Below are 14,422 nucleotides of genomic sequence, written 5' to 3' on the forward strand. Positions count from 1 at the left end.
TACACTGCCGACCATGAAAACCATTCCCCATCGGCAAATTGCCGAACCAGCGGTCACGTGTTCGACCTGCGCAGCCTGTTGCTGTCAGCTCGAAGTGATGTTGATTACCGACACCGGCGTGCCTGAGCGCTTTATCGATACCGATGAGTGGGGCGGTGAGGTGATGTTGCGTCTGGACGACGGCTGGTGCGCCGCGCTGGATCGCGACAGCATGATGTGCACGATCTACGAGAAACGCCCGCTGATCTGCCGCGAGTTCGAGATGGGTGCGCCGGAATGCATTGAGGAACGCAAAGGCATTGCCACGGCCTACCGCTGATCCCGAAGACACCCCAAAACCAAATGTGGGAGCGGGCTTGCTCGCGAAAGCCGTGGGTCAATCAACTCACCTGTCGACTGATACACCGCATTCGCGAGCAAGCCCGCTCCCACAGGGTTATCTGCAAGCCGTTACAGCGGCATCGAATAATGCAGCGAGTAACTTTCCACACCGTCGTTGTTGCTGTTCAGACCGGCGTTGGAATAGTGAGTCGCGCGAATCCCCACTTCATGCCCGCCGTTGAAACGCAAACCGAAACCGAGGCGGTCTTCGAACTGGAAGGCCTGGCCGATATTGTTGTCTTCGTAGCGCGTATCGGAGAACAGTGCCACACCAATCCCCGCTTCCACATACGGTTTGACCGACTGACCGGCAAACTCGTAAACGAACACCGGCGAGAACGACAGGCTGTTGTTGCTGGAGGTCTTGTCACCTTCCCAGTAAGTGTAAGCGCCGCTCCAGTAGCCGGTCAGACGCCCGACGTCGCTTTGCAGCCAGCTCTTGTCCCAATCGAAATTCATCCCCAGGCGATAAGTCATCGTCGAATCGCTGGTCGCCCCCACTGCAAACTCAACGTTTGCCGCTTGTGCAGTAAAACTTTGCCCCATCAGTGCAGCCGCAATCGCGGCCAAGCAGAATAGTCGCTTCACGTTGAAACTTCCTTTTCCGGAACGATCGTTTGGTTTTCTAGGTAACTCAGCCGTATAGAAATCGGCGCTTGATCAGAAGTTCAGCTGACTTTTTAGATATTTCACACTTTTTTTACAAGGTGAATTTTTCAACGACGCCGGCGACTTGGCCCAGCAGGGGCAGGGTCTTGCGAAAGGACTCGGGATCGGCACTGGTCCAGAATCTGACCGGGCGGTTCGGCCCCTCGGCGAGCAACTCGCGCTCGGCCAGCAACCGTTGCAGCTGCCGTGCTACGGCCGCGCCAGTGTCGATCAGGCTGATGCTCTCGGGGATCATCGTCTTGAGCATCGGCTTGAGAAAGGGATAGTGGGTGCAGCCCAGAATGATAGTGTCGCAACCATTGGCCAGCAGCGGATCGACATAGTGCTTGAGCAATGCGCGCAACTCGCTGCTGTGCAGATCGCCGCTTTCAATCAGCTCGACCAGCCCTGGGCACGGCTGGGTGACGACCCGAACATCCGTGGCAAAACGGTCGAGCAACGCGGCGAACTTGGCGCTCTGCAACGTGCCGGTGGTGGCGAGTACGCCGACCACACCGCTACGGGTCGCGGCGGCGGCAGGTTTGACCGCCGGCTCCATGCCGACGATCGGCCATTGGGGAAAGTCCCGGCGCAAATCGGCAACCGCGGCCACCGTGGCAGTATTGCAGGCGATCACCAGGGCCTTGGCGCCCTGCTCGCGGAAAAATCCGGCCATCACGTTGCAGCGCTGGCGAATGAATTCCGGGGTCTTCTCGCCGTAGGGAATGTGTCCGCAATCGGCGAAATACAGCAGTGACTCCTGAGGCAGCAAGCGCTGGATCTCGGCCAATACCGACAAGCCGCCGACACCGGAGTCGAACACCGCGATCGGTGCTTCACGCATGCTGCGAACCACAGACGCTGCAACCCGGGTCGCGCTTGACGCGCAGCTCTCGGAAGCGTGAACCCAGTGCGTCAATCAGCAGCAAACGGCCCACCAGTGGCTCGCCAAAACCGACCAGCACCTTCAACGCTTCGAGCGCTTGCAGACTGCCGACCAGCCCCACCAGCGGCCCGACCACACCGGCCTCGCTGCAAGTCAGCTCGGCCTCGCTGCCGTGCCCGTACAGGCAGTGGTAGCACGGACTTTCCGGGCGGCGCGGGTCGAACACCGACAACTGCCCTTCAAGACGAATCGCCGCGCCGCTGACCAGCGGTTTGCGCGCCGCTACGCAGGCGGCATTGACCGCTTCGCGCGTGGAAAAGTTATCGGAGCAATCGAGCACCAGGTCCACCGCAGCCACGGCAGCGGCAAGCGAGTCTTCGTCCAGCGCCTGACGATGGGCAACCAGTTGAATCTCGGGATTGATCGCGCCCAGGCGCTTGAGCGCCGAGTCGACCTTGCTCATGCCGACGCTGTCGGTGTCATGGATGATCTGGCGTTGCAGGTTGGTCAGGTCGACCGTGTCAAAATCCGCCAGATGCAGCTCACCGATACCGGCCGCCGCCAGATACAGCGCGACTGGCGCGCCGAGACCGCCGAGACCGACGATCAGCACACGGCTGTCCTTGAGCTTCAGTTGCCCATCGATATCGATGTGTTGCAGCAGAATCTGCCGGCTGTAGCGCAGCAACTCCTGATCATTCAGCACGGCAGGCGCCCCAAGCTGATCCGTTGATGGCCGCCCAGATCGGTGCGGCTGTGGACTTCTTCGAAACCGCTGGTCAGCAACAGATCACGCACGGCCTCGGCTTGATCATAGCCGTGTTCGAGCATCAGCCAGCCACCAGCCTCCAGATGGCCCGGGGCCTGGGCGACGATCAGGCGCAGATCGTCGAGCCCGTCAATACCGGCCACCAGCGCACTGGCTGGCTCGAAACGCACGTCGCCCTCGACCAGATGCGGGTCGGCGGCGGCGATGTACGGCGGATTGCTGATGATCAGGTTGAATCGCTGGCTTTCGAGGGCGCTGAACCAGTGGCTGCTCAGCACCGTGGCGTTGTTCAGGTTCAGGCGCTGACGATTGCGTTCGGCCAGGGCCACGGCTTCCAGCACGCGATCCACCGCCGTGACCTTCCACGCCGGACGTTCGCTGGCCAGGGCCAGGGCAATCGCGCCGCTACCGGTGCCCAGATCGAGAACTTTCGCCGGCGTTGCCGGCAGCAATTCCAGCGCGGCCTCTACCAGCAATTCGGTGTCCGGACGCGGGATCAGCGTGTGCGGCGCCACTTCCAGATCCAGCTTCCAGAAACCCTGCTGACCAAGAATGTAGGCCACCGGCTCACCGCCACGGCGTCGTTGCAGGTACTCGGCAAAAAGCAGCGCCGCTTCGCTCGGCACGATGCGCTCGGGCCAGGTGTGCAGAAAGCTGCGCGGTTTGCCCAGTGCCGCCGCGAGGAGCAATTCGGCATCCAGACGCGCCGTGGGCGAGTCCGGCAGTTCGGCGGCGCGCAACAGACTGGCAATGATGGTCATTTATTCACCTATCGCTGCGAGTTGGTCAGCCTGGTATTCGGCCAGCAAAGGCTCGATCACCGCTTCAACGCCACCGGCGAGAATTTCATCGAGGGAGTACAGGGTCAGGTTGACACGATGGTCAGTGACCCGGCCCTGGGCAAAGTTGTACGTGCGGATACGCTCGGAACGGTCGCCCGAACCCACCAGCAATTTACGCTCGCTGGCGATGGCATTGGCCGCCGCTGCGGTTTGCTGATCGTTGAGTTTGGCCGACAACCAAGCCATCGCCCGCGCACGGTTCTTGTGCTGGGAACGCTCTTCCTGACACTCGACGACGGTACCGGTCGGTATGTGCGTGATACGGATCGCCGAGTCGGTGGTGTTGACGTGCTGACCACCGGCCCCGGAGGAGCGGAACGTGTCGACGCGCAGATCCGCCGGGTTGATCTCGATGGCTTCGCGCTCGTCCGGCTCGGGCAACACGGCGACGGTGCAGGCCGAGGTGTGGATGCGGCCCTGAGATTCGGTGGCGGGTACACGCTGTACGCGGTGCGCGCCGGATTCGAATTTCAGCTTGCCGTAAACGTTGTCGCCTTCAATGCGGGCGATGACTTCTTTATAGCCACCGTGTTCACCTTCGTTTTCCGAAAGGATCTCCACACGCCAGCCACGTCGTTCGGCGTAACGCGAGTACATGCGGAACAGGTCGCCGGAGAAGATCGCCGCCTCGTCGCCACCGGTGCCGGCGCGAATTTCGAGAAAGACGTTACGACCGTCATTGGGATCCTTGGGCAGTAACATGCGCTGCAGATCGGCTTCCAGCGTCACCAGCAATTCTTTGGCTTCGCGGACTTCTTCCACGGCCATTTCACGCATGTCCGGGTCGCTGTCCTTGAGCAGCGCCTGCGCGCCTTCAAGATCGCCTTGTACGCCGAGCAGCTTTTTATAGCCTTGCACGACCGGCTCGAGTTCGGCGTATTCCTTGGAATAGGCGCGGAATTTGGCTTGATCGGAAATGACTTCGGCGTCGCCAAGCAGCGCGGTCAGTTCCTCGAAACGGTCCTGGAGGATGTCCAGCTTATTGAGCAGTGACGCTTTCATTGCGGTTTTTTATCCGAAAAACTATCCGGTGAGCCCTCGAGGGCAAAGAGTTCCTGGGCCATGGCCAGCGCATCAAGGCGGCCTTCGGCAGAAAGCTTTTTCAGTTGCACGCTAGGCGCATGCAGCAGTTTATTGGTCAGGCCACGGGCCAGTTGCCCGAGCACCTCTTCGGCGTTGCCGCCGTTGGCCAGCAGACGCAGGGCTTTTTGCAGCTCTTCGTCGCGCAGGCGTTCGCTCTGTTGGCGATAGGCCTTGAGCACATCGACCGCCGCCAGCTCGCGCAGGCGCACCATGAAGTCGTCGGCACCCACCGAAACCATCTCTTCCGCCGCCTGGGCTGCGCCCTGCCGGCTCTTGAGGTTTTCGGCGACCACTTCGTGCAGATCGTCGACGCTATAAAGGTAAACGTCGTCCAGTTCGCCGACTTCCGGCTCGATGTCCCGGGGCACGGCGATGTCGACCATGAAGATCGGCTTGTGCTTGCGCTGCTTCAGCGCGCTTTCGACCGCGCCCTTGCCGAGGATCGGTAATTGGCTGGCGGTCGAGCTGATCACGATATCGCTGCGCACCAGTTCCGCCGGGATGTCCGAGAGCAGCACCGCATGCGCGCCGAACTGCTCGGCCAGCAGGCTGGCGCGCTCCAGCGTACGGTTGGCAACCACGATGCGCTTGACCCCAAGCTCATGCAAATGGCGGGCGACCAGGGTGATGGTCTCGCCGGCGCCGATCAACAGGGCCTGACTGCGTTGCAGGTCGCTGAAAATCTGTTTGGCCAGGCTGACGGCGGCAAACGCCACGGACACCGGGTTTTCGCCGATGGCGGTGTCGGTGCGCACCTGCTTGGCGGCATTGAACGTCGCTTGAAACAGGCGCCCCAACAGCGGGCCGATGGTGCCGGCCTCGCGGGCCACAGCGTAGGCCGATTTCATCTGGCCGAGAATCTGCGGTTCGCCCAATACCAGCGAATCGAGCCCGGAGGCGACACGCATCATGTGACGAACTGCCGCATCATCTTCATGCACATAAGCACTCGCACGCAGCTCATCGAGGCTTAAATGGTGATAATCGGCCAGCCAGCGCAGCACGGTATCCGCCGACAGCTGATCCTGTTCTATATAAAGCTCACTGCGATTGCAGGTGGAAAGGATCGCAGCTTCGCGGCTGTCGGTCAGTCGGCAGAGCTGCTGCAAGGCTTCCACCAGCTGCTCAGGGGTAAAGGCCACGCGCTCGCGGACGTCTACTGAAGCAGTCTTGTGGTTAATACCGAGTGCAAGGAAGGCCATTCAAGGTCGCTGATGGTGACGTGAAGCCGGCAATTGTCCTACTTCGTCAGATCCAGAACAACTACCGCTGACTATTGTCCCAATCGTTGGTGCCTATAATGGCCACAACTGAGACTCGGTTATGTTTGACCGAAGGCTTGTGTCATGATGATCCGACCGCAGGTTAGTCGTCCTCTTCCTATATGAATAGATCTTCCGCGTTGCTCCTTGCTTTTGTCTTCCTCAGCGGCTGCCAGGCCTTGGCCCCCGTTTCGCCGGACGGCACGCCGCCGGTCGAAGACACCACGCCCACGCCTGAAAAGCCCAAGGTTTACAGCTCGTTCAGCGAGGAAACCGTTTTCAGCCTGCTGAGCGCCGAACTCGCCGGCCAGCGCAATCGTTTCGACATTGCCCTGGACAACTACGTGACCCAGGCCATCAACACCCAGGATCCGGGGGTTTCCGAGCGGGCGTTTCGCATCGCCGAATACCTGGGCGCCGACCAGCCTGCGCTGGATACTGCGCTGATCTGGGCGAAAAACGCCCCGGACGACCTCGAAGCGCAGCGCGCCGCCGCCGTGCAACTGGCCCGCGCCGGGCGTTATGACGACTCCATGGTCTATATGGAGAAAGTCCTGCAGGGCAAAGGCGATACCCATTTTGACTTCCTCGCGCTGTCGGCAGCCGACACCGACCAGGAAACCCGCAACGGTCTGATGAAAAGTTTTGACCGCCTGCTGCAGCGTCACCCGAAGAACAGCCAGCTGATTTTCGGCAAGGCCCTGCTGCTGCAACAGGACGGCGACAACAAAGCCGCACTGACCCTGCTGGAAGACAACCCGCCGGAGGAAGGCGAAATCGCGCCGATCCTGCTGCGCGCGCGCCTGCTGCAAAGCATGAATCGTGGCGACGAAGCCGTGCCGCTGCTCCAGAAAAGCATCAAGAAATACCCGGACGACAAGCGCCTGCGCCTGACCTATGCCCGCACGCTGGTCGAACAGGACCGGATGGACGACGCCAAAGTCGAGTTCTCGACCCTCGTTCAGCAATACCCGGAAGACGATGAGCTGCGGTACTCGCTGGCGCTGGTGTGCCTGGAAGCCAAGGCCTGGGACGAGGCCAAGGGTTACCTGGAAGACCTGATCGCGCGGGAAAGCCACGTCGACTCGGCGCACCTGAACCTCGGCCGTATCGCGGAAGAGCGCAACGATCCGCAGGGCGCACTGATCGAATACGCCCAGGTCGGCCCGGGCAATGACTATCTGCCAGCACAGCTGCGCCAGTCCGATATCCTGATGAACAACGGCAAGACCGCCGAAGCACAAAGCAAACTGGCAGCCGAGCGCGACGCGCAACCGGATTATGCGATCCAGCTGTACCTGATCGAATCCGAAACCCTGTCGGCCAACAAACACGACGACAAGGCCTGGAAAGTATTGCAGCAAGCCCTGCTGCAATACCCGGATGATCTGAACCTGCTCTACACCCGGGCCATGCTCGCGGAAAAGCGCAATGACCTGGCCCAGATGGAAAAAGACCTGCGCCTGATCATCAAGCGCGATCCGGACAACGCCATGGCACTCAACGCCTTGGGCTACACCTTGTCTGATCGCACCACTCGCTACGCTGAAGCCAAGGATCTGATCGAACAGGCGCACCGGATCAACCCGGAAGACCCTGCCGTGCTCGACAGCCTCGGCTGGGTGAATTTCCGCATGGGCAATCTGGATGACGCCGAGAAATACCTGCGCCAGGCGCTGGAGCGTTTCCCGGATCACGAAGTCGCCGCGCACCTGGGCGAAGTCCTGTGGACCAAGGGCAATCAACGCGAAGCCAAACAAATCTGGGGCAAGTTCCTCAAGGATCAGCCCGACAGCACCATTCTGCGCAGCACCATCAAGCGCCTGACCGGATCCGAGACTCTCTAACTCATGTTTTTGCGCCACGTTATTGTTTTCAGCTTCATTGCCCTGCTCGCCGGTTGCGCGGGCTTCGGCGCTCGCGAATCGGTCGAGGGCCACGGCAGCCCGGCTCAATGGGCCGCGAACAAACAGCAACTGACCGCCCTCGATGGTTGGCAGATCGACGGCAAGATCGGTATCCGTGCACCGAAAGACTCCGGTAGCGGCACACTGTTTTGGCTGCAACGTCAGGACTATTACGACATTCGCCTGTCCGGCCCGCTGGGTCGTGGCGCAGCGCGACTGACCGGGCGCCCGGGCAAGGTCTCGCTGGAAGTTGCCAATCAGGGCCGCTACGACGCGCAGTCGCCAGAAGCGTTGCTTGAAGAACAGCTCGGGTGGAAGTTGCCGGTATCGAATCTGGCCTGGTGGGTCCGTGGCCTGCCGGCACCGGAAAGCAAAAGCCGCCTGACCCTCGATAACGACAGTCGCCTGGCCAATCTCGAACAGGATGGCTGGAAGGTCGAGTACTTAAGCTACGCCGAGCAAAACGGTTACTGGCTGCCCGAGCGGATCAAACTGCACGGCACCGACCTGGACGTGACGCTGGTGATCAAGACCTGGCAACCGCGCAAGCTGGGACAATAAGCATGAGCGCTCCACGCCTGACGCTGCCGTCTCCGGCCAAGCTCAATCTGATGCTGCACATTCTCGGTCGCCGTGAAGACGGCTATCACGAGTTGCAGACGCTGTTCCAGTTCGTTGATTACGGCGATGAAATCACTTTCGCCGTACGCGATGACGGCGTGATTCAGCTGCACACCGAGTTCGCCGGTGTGCAGCATGACAGCAACCTGATCGTGCGCGCAGCGAAAATGCTGCAGCAACAATCCGGTTGCTCGCTCGGTATCGATATCTGGATTGATAAAGTTCTGCCTATGGGCGGCGGCATCGGTGGCGGCAGCTCCAACGCGGCCACCACCCTGCTCGGCCTCAATCACTTGTGGCAACTGGGCTGGGATGAAGATCGCCTCGCTGCACTGGGCCTGGCGCTGGGTGCCGACGTCCCGGTTTTCGTCCGTGGTCACGCGGCATTTGCCGAAGGCGTGGGTGAAAAACTGACCCCGGTCGACCCCGAAGAACCGTGGTATCTGGTGCTCGTGCCGCAAGTCTCTGTAAGTACGGCAGAAATTTTTTCCGATCCTTTGTTGACACGTAACACGCCGCCCATTAAAGTGCGCCCCGTTCCCGAGGGAAACAGTCGAAATGACTGCTTGCCGGTGGTAGCAAGGCGTTATCCAGAGGTACGTAACGCATTGGATTTGTTAGGTAAATTTACCGAAGCAAAACTCACCGGAACTGGAAGTTGTGTGTTTGGGGGCTTCCCAAGCAAAGCTGAAGCTGATAAAGTCTCGGCCCTTCTGACAGAGACCCTTACAGGGTTTGTAGCAAAAGGAAGCAACGTTTCGATGTTGCATCGCAAGCTGCAAAGTCTGCTCTAAAGGAACCAGGTGCCAGGCACTTGAAGCAACAGATACAGGGGCGTCGCCAAGCGGTAAGGCAGCAGGTTTTGATCCTGCCATGCGTTGGTTCGAATCCAGCCGCCCCTGCCATTTTCTATACTCATCCAGGTTACCCTCAGCCTCTAGGTACTGCGCGTGTCCAAGATGATGGTCTTTACGGGGAACGCTAACCCCGATCTGGCTCGGCGTGTTGTACGTCAGCTGCATATCCCTCTCGGTGACATCTCTGTCGGTAAGTTCTCCGACGGCGAAATTACTGCCGAGATCAATGAAAACGTTCGCGGTAAAGACGTTTTCATTATTCAGCCGACTTGCGCTCCGACCAACGATAACCTGATGGAACTGGTAGTGATGGCTGATGCCTTCCGCCGCTCCTCAGCTACTCGTATCACTGCTGTTATTCCTTATTTTGGTTATGCCCGTCAGGATCGCCGTCCGCGTTCCGCACGTGTGGCTATCAGCGCGAAAGTCGTCGCTGACATGCTTACCGTAGTCGGCATCGACCGTGTTCTCACGGTTGATCTGCATGCTGACCAGATTCAGGGTTTCTTCGATATTCCGGTAGATAACATCTACGGCTCCCCGGTTCTGGTGGATGACATTGAAGATCAGCGCTTCGAAAACCTGATGATCGTGTCCCCGGACATTGGTGGCGTCGTGCGTGCACGGGCTGTTGCCAAATCCCTGGGCGTGGATCTCGGGATCATCGACAAACGCCGTGAGAAAGCCAATCACTCTGAAGTGATGCATATCATCGGTGATGTCGAAGGGCGTACCTGCATTCTGGTCGATGACATGGTCGATACCGCCGGCACTCTGTGCCACGCGGCCAAGGCCCTGAAAGAGCATGGCGCAGCCAAGGTCTTTGCCTACTGCACACACCCTGTGCTGTCGGGTCGGGCCATCGAGAATATCGAAAATTCCGTGCTGGACGAGCTGGTGGTGACCAACACCATCCCGCTGTCCGCTGCAGCACAAGCCTGTGCACGTATCCGTCAACTGGATATCGCACCGGTTGTTGCCGAAGCGGTTCGCCGCATCAGCAATGAAGAATCGATCAGCGCGATGTTCCGTTAAGGGCCCTGCCCTTCTCGAAATGTCTCGTTGACGAAAAGCGCCCCGCCCCGGCATTCCTGCCGGGGCGGGGCTTTTTTGCCCATACCGTGTTTGGCGCTGGTCGCAAACGTCACTCCGGTCATGGCTATTTTGGAGATACAAAATGAACGATTTTACTCTGAATGCTGAAGTGCGTTCCGACCTGGGGAAAGGTGCGAGCCGCCGCCTGCGTCGTCTCGCCGCCCTGGTTCCAGCTGTTGTTTACGGTGGCGAAAAAGCCCCTGAATCCATCAGCATGCTGGCCAAGGAAGTTGCCAAACTGCTCGAAAACGAAGCGGCTTACAGCCACATCATCGAGCTGAACGTTGGTGGCACCAAGCAAAACGTAATCATCAAAGCTCTGCAGCGTCACCCGGCCAAAGGCCACGTGATGCACGCTGACTTCGTACGCGTTGTAGCTGGCCAGAAACTGACCGCTATCGTTCCTGTGCACTTCATCAACGAAGCTGCTCCAGTGAAGAAAGGCGGCGAGATTTCGCACGTTGTTGCTGAAATCGAAGTGACCTGCCTGCCGAAAGATCTGCCTGAGTTCATCGAAGTCGACCTGGCTAACGCTGAAATCGGTTCGATCATTCACCTGTCGGACCTCAAAGCTCCTAAAGGCGTTGAGTTCGTTGCTCTGGCACACGGCGATGACAAGGCTGTTGCCAACGTCCACGCTCCACGTGTTGCTCCAGAAGCTACCGAAGAAGGCGCAGCAGAGTAATTCACTCTGTAACGCCTGAGTGATCAGTAACATCGCGGACTGGAACGTAGCGAGAAAGCGGGCGAGAACGCGGAGTTTACATTCATGGTAAATGAGCAATTTTCGTCCACTTTCGCCGCCTTCCCTGATCGCGGCGATGTTACTCACCACTCAAAGGAAGGGCCCCTATCGTGACTGCCATCAAACTGATCGTTGGCCTGGGAAATCCAGGCCCCGAATACGACCAGACCCGGCATAACGCAGGGGCCCTTTTTGTTGAGCGCATCGCAGCCGCGCAAGGTGCGAACCTTGTGGCCGATCGCAAGTATTTCGGCCTGACCGGGCGCTATTCGCATCAGGGTCAGGATGTTCGCCTGCTGATTCCCACCACCTACATGAACCGCAGCGGCCAGGCCGTGGCGGCACTCGCCGGTTTCTTCCGCATCAAGCCTGAAGAAATCCTGGTGGCGCACGACGAACTCGACTTGCCTCCGGGCGTCGCTAAGCTCAAGCAGGGCGGCGGCCATGGCGGTCACAACGGGTTGCGCGACATCATCGCGCAACTGGGTAATCAGAATACGTTCTACCGTCTGCGGCTTGGCATCGGCCACCCGGGCGTCGCCAGTATGGTTTCAAATTTCGTCCTGGGTCGTGCGCCACGCGCCGAACAGGAAAAACTCGATGCCAGCATCGACTTTGCCCTCGGCGTGCTGCCGGATATCCTCGCCGGTGAATGGAACCGCGCGATGAAAAACCTGCACAGCCAGAAGGCCTGACTCTTATCCGAGGGGAAACACCATGGGATTCAATTGCGGCATCGTCGGCCTGCCTAACGTCGGCAAGTCCACCCTGTTCAACGCCCTGACCAAATCCGGTATTGCGGCCGAGAACTTCCCCTTCTGCACCATCGAGCCGAACAGCGGCATCGTGCCGATGCCGGATCCGCGTCTGGAAGCACTGGCGGCCATCGTCAATCCGAAGCGCATCCTGCCGACCACCATGGAATTCGTCGACATCGCAGGCCTGGTGGCCGGTGCCTCGAAAGGTGAAGGCCTGGGCAACAAATTCCTCGCCAACATCCGTGAGACCGACGCCATCGCTCACGTGGTTCGCTGCTTCGAAGACGACAACGTGATCCACGTTTCCAACAGCGTCGATCCAAAGCGCGACATCGAAATCATCGACCTTGAACTGATCTTCGCCGACCTCGACAGCTGCGAGAAGCAACTGCAGAAAGTCGCGCGCAACGCCAAGGGCGGTGACAAGGACGCCGTGGTTCAGAAAGGCCTGCTGGAGCAGTTGATCGCCCACTTCACCGAAGCCAAGCCTGCGCGCAGCCTGATGAAGAACATGAGCGCTGACGAAAAAGCAGTGATCAAGGGCTTCCACCTGCTGACCACCAAGCCGGTCATGTACATCGCCAACGTCGCTGAAGACGGTTTCGAGAACAACCCGCACCTGGACGTGGTCAAGGCCATCGCCGAAGAAGAAGGCGCGATGGTGGTTCCGGTCTGCAACAAGATCGAAGCGGAAATCGCCGAGCTGGATGACGGCGAAGAGAAGGACATGTTCCTTGAGGCCCTGGGCCTGGAAGAGCCTGGCCTGAACCGCGTGATCCGCGCCGGTTACGAAATGCTGCACCTGCAGACCTACTTCACCGCAGGTGTCGAAGAAGTCCGCGCCTGGACCGTCAAGGTCGGTGCCACCGCACCTCAGGCCGCTGGCGTGATCCACACCGACTTCGAGAAAGGCTTCATCCGCGCCGAAGTGATCGCCTACAACGACTTCATCCAGTACAAGGGCGAAGCCGGCACCAAGGAAGCCGGTAAATGGCGTCTGGAAGGCAAGGATTACATCGTCAAAGACGGCGACGTGATGCACTTCCGCTTCAACGTCTAAGCAACACGCCCAAGAAAAAGCCGCGTTTGATACGCGGCTTTTTTGTGCCTGAGAGTTTAATTTGCAACACCACAATCCCCTGTGGGAGCGGGCTTGCTCGCGAAGACGGTGCGTCAGCCACATTACTATCGACTGATACACCGCATTCGCGAGCAAGCCCGCTCCCACAGTTGGAAGGGCGTGGGGTCAGGCCTTTTTGGTGCGCGGCAAGAAGATCGCCAACACGCCAAACAACGGCAGGAACGAGCACAGGAAATACACGTACTCAATCCCGTGAATATCAGCCAGATGCCCCAGCAACGCAGCGCCAATCCCGCCAAACCCAAACATCAAACCGAAGAACACCCCGGCAATCATCCCGACATTGCCCGGCACCAGTTCCTGTGCGTACACCACAATCGCCGAAAACGCCGAGGCGAGGATGAAGCCAATTACCACGCTGAGGAGGGTGGTCCAGAACAGATCGACATGCGGCATCAGCAGCGTGAACGGCGCCACGCCGAGGATCGAGAACCAGATCACCGCCTTACGCCCGATCTTGTCGCCAATCGGCCCACCAAAGAACGTCCCCGCTGCCACCGCGCCGAGAAACAGGAACAGGTGCAGCTGCGAACTGGCCACCGACAGGTCGAACTTCTCGATCAGGTAAAACGTGAAGTAACTGGTGAGGCTGGCCATGTAGAAATACTTGGAGAACACCAGCAACCCCAGCACCACCAGCGCACTGGTCACCCTGCCCTTCGACAACCCGTGAGTCGCCGCCTGGCCGGCCTTGAGCTTGAACAGGTTCAAGTGATGGGCGTACCAGCGGCTGATGCGGTACAGCACAAACAACGCAAACACCGCGAACAGACCGAACCACGCCACGTTGCCCTGACCAAACGGAATGATGATCGCCGCCGCCAGCAACGGGCCGAACGCGGAACCGGCGTTACCGCCGACCTGGAAGGTCGATTGCGCCAGACCAAAGCGTCCGCCCGAGGCCAGCCGCGCAATCCGTGATGCCTCGGGGTGAAAGGTCGAAGAACCGATACCGATCAGCGCCGCCGCCAGCAGAATCAACGGAAAACTACCGACCACCGACATCATCACGATGCCAATCAGCGTGCAAATCGAACCGGCCGGCAACAGCCACGGTTTCGGATGCCGGTCAGTGTGATAACCGACCCACGGCTGCAACAGCGAAGCGGTCAACTGGAAAGTCAGGGTGATCAGGCCGACCTGGGTGAAGCTCAGGCCGTAGTTGGCCTTGAGCATCGGGTAGATCGACGGCAGCACCGACTGGATCAGGTCGTTGATCAAATGCGCCAGCGCCACGGCGCCGATGATACGCATCACCAGTGGGCTGCTTTGCGGAGCAGCGGGCGCCGAGGTAGCGGCGGTCTGAGCGTTGCTGATAGCCATGGAAGTTTCCGGACAGCAGATGGGTGCACGCAGGCAGGTGCGCCAATGTGCCATTTTTCGGTGCGCCAGCGCCATCCCCTTAGCCAGCTAACTAACTGCCTGGT

Annotated in this window: 15 protein-coding genes and 1 tRNA gene; 9 read left to right on the forward strand and 7 right to left on the reverse strand. The window is 59.5% G+C overall.

Features of this window, described 5'->3' with window-relative positions; genetic code table 11:
* Positions 1-13: 13 nt before the first annotated feature.
* Complete coding sequence (locus tag U862_RS0104800) at positions 14-319, forward strand: YkgJ family cysteine cluster protein (protein WP_025109343.1); 306 nt, start codon at positions 14-16, stop codon at positions 317-319.
* 131 nt (positions 320-450) lie between these two features.
* Here U862_RS0104800 and U862_RS0104805 read toward each other — a convergent pair whose 3' ends face one another.
* The 6 genes from U862_RS0104805 to hemA all read right to left on the reverse strand — a co-directional run bounded on the left by U862_RS0104805 (position 451) and on the right by hemA (position 5,811).
* Entirely contained in the window at positions 451-969 is a 519-nt protein-coding gene (locus U862_RS0104805; protein ID WP_025109344.1) for an acyloxyacyl hydrolase, read from the reverse strand.
* A gap of 112 nt (positions 970-1,081) precedes the next feature.
* Complete coding sequence (gene murI / locus U862_RS0104810; protein ID WP_025109345.1) at positions 1,082-1,873, reverse strand: glutamate racemase; 792 nt, start codon at positions 1,871-1,873, stop codon at positions 1,082-1,084.
* The gene (locus U862_RS0104815) at positions 1,866-2,621 is read right to left on the reverse strand and encodes a molybdopterin-synthase adenylyltransferase MoeB (protein ID WP_025109346.1); all 756 of its coding nucleotides are present in this window, start codon (positions 2,619-2,621) and stop codon (positions 1,866-1,868) included. The genes murI and U862_RS0104815 overlap by 8 nt, the downstream gene beginning before the upstream one ends.
* Entirely contained in the window at positions 2,615-3,445 is an 831-nt protein-coding gene (prmC, locus tag U862_RS0104820; protein ID WP_025109347.1) for a peptide chain release factor N(5)-glutamine methyltransferase, read from the reverse strand. The genes U862_RS0104815 and prmC overlap by 7 nt, the downstream gene beginning before the upstream one ends.
* The gene (prfA, locus tag U862_RS0104825; RefSeq protein ID WP_025109348.1) at positions 3,446-4,528 is read right to left on the reverse strand and encodes a peptide chain release factor 1; all 1,083 of its coding nucleotides are present in this window, start codon (positions 4,526-4,528) and stop codon (positions 3,446-3,448) included. It lies immediately after the preceding gene.
* Complete coding sequence (gene hemA, locus U862_RS0104830) at positions 4,525-5,811, reverse strand: glutamyl-tRNA reductase (RefSeq protein WP_025109349.1); 1,287 nt, start codon at positions 5,809-5,811, stop codon at positions 4,525-4,527. The genes prfA and hemA overlap by 4 nt, the downstream gene beginning before the upstream one ends.
* Before the next feature lie 182 nt (positions 5,812-5,993).
* On the opposite strand from hemA, the gene U862_RS0104835 reads away from it, so the two are divergent.
* The 8 genes from U862_RS0104835 to ychF all read left to right on the forward strand — a co-directional run bounded on the left by U862_RS0104835 (position 5,994) and on the right by ychF (position 12,914).
* Complete coding sequence (locus tag U862_RS0104835) at positions 5,994-7,718, forward strand: tetratricopeptide repeat protein (protein ID WP_025109350.1); 1,725 nt, start codon at positions 5,994-5,996, stop codon at positions 7,716-7,718.
* Between the two features lie 3 nt (positions 7,719-7,721).
* Complete coding sequence (lolB, locus tag U862_RS0104840; RefSeq protein WP_025109351.1) at positions 7,722-8,339, forward strand: lipoprotein insertase outer membrane protein LolB; 618 nt, start codon at positions 7,722-7,724, stop codon at positions 8,337-8,339.
* A gap of 2 nt (positions 8,340-8,341) precedes the next feature.
* On the forward strand, positions 8,342-9,193 hold the full coding sequence (ispE, locus tag U862_RS0104845) for a 4-(cytidine 5'-diphospho)-2-C-methyl-D-erythritol kinase (protein ID WP_025109352.1): 852 nt from the start codon (positions 8,342-8,344) through the stop codon (positions 9,191-9,193).
* Positions 9,194-9,229: 36 nt separating this feature from the next.
* Positions 9,230-9,304 (forward strand) — tRNA-Gln (locus U862_RS0104850).
* A gap of 45 nt (positions 9,305-9,349) precedes the next feature.
* Positions 9,350-10,291: a ribose-phosphate pyrophosphokinase gene (locus U862_RS0104855; protein WP_003171603.1), complete on the forward strand. Its 942-nt coding sequence runs from the start codon at positions 9,350-9,352 to the stop codon at positions 10,289-10,291.
* A gap of 142 nt (positions 10,292-10,433) precedes the next feature.
* Positions 10,434-11,036 (forward strand): 50S ribosomal protein L25/general stress protein Ctc, encoded by a 603-nt coding sequence (locus tag U862_RS0104860; protein ID WP_025109353.1) that lies wholly within the window; start codon positions 10,434-10,436, stop codon positions 11,034-11,036.
* A 170-nt stretch (positions 11,037-11,206) separates the two neighbouring features.
* Positions 11,207-11,791: an aminoacyl-tRNA hydrolase gene (pth, locus tag U862_RS0104865; RefSeq protein WP_025109354.1), complete on the forward strand. Its 585-nt coding sequence runs from the start codon at positions 11,207-11,209 to the stop codon at positions 11,789-11,791.
* A 22-nt stretch (positions 11,792-11,813) separates the two neighbouring features.
* The gene (gene ychF / locus U862_RS0104870; RefSeq protein WP_025109355.1) at positions 11,814-12,914 is read left to right on the forward strand and encodes a redox-regulated ATPase YchF; all 1,101 of its coding nucleotides are present in this window, start codon (positions 11,814-11,816) and stop codon (positions 12,912-12,914) included.
* A 186-nt stretch (positions 12,915-13,100) separates the two neighbouring features.
* On the opposite strand, the gene U862_RS0104875 is transcribed toward ychF, so the two are convergent.
* Complete coding sequence (locus U862_RS0104875) at positions 13,101-14,318, reverse strand: MFS transporter (RefSeq protein WP_025109356.1); 1,218 nt, start codon at positions 14,316-14,318, stop codon at positions 13,101-13,103.
* Between the last annotated feature and the right edge of the window lie 104 nt (positions 14,319-14,422).

Source organism: Pseudomonas sp. H1h (assembly GCF_000633255.1).
Lineage (GTDB): Bacteria > Pseudomonadota > Gammaproteobacteria > Pseudomonadales > Pseudomonadaceae > Aquipseudomonas.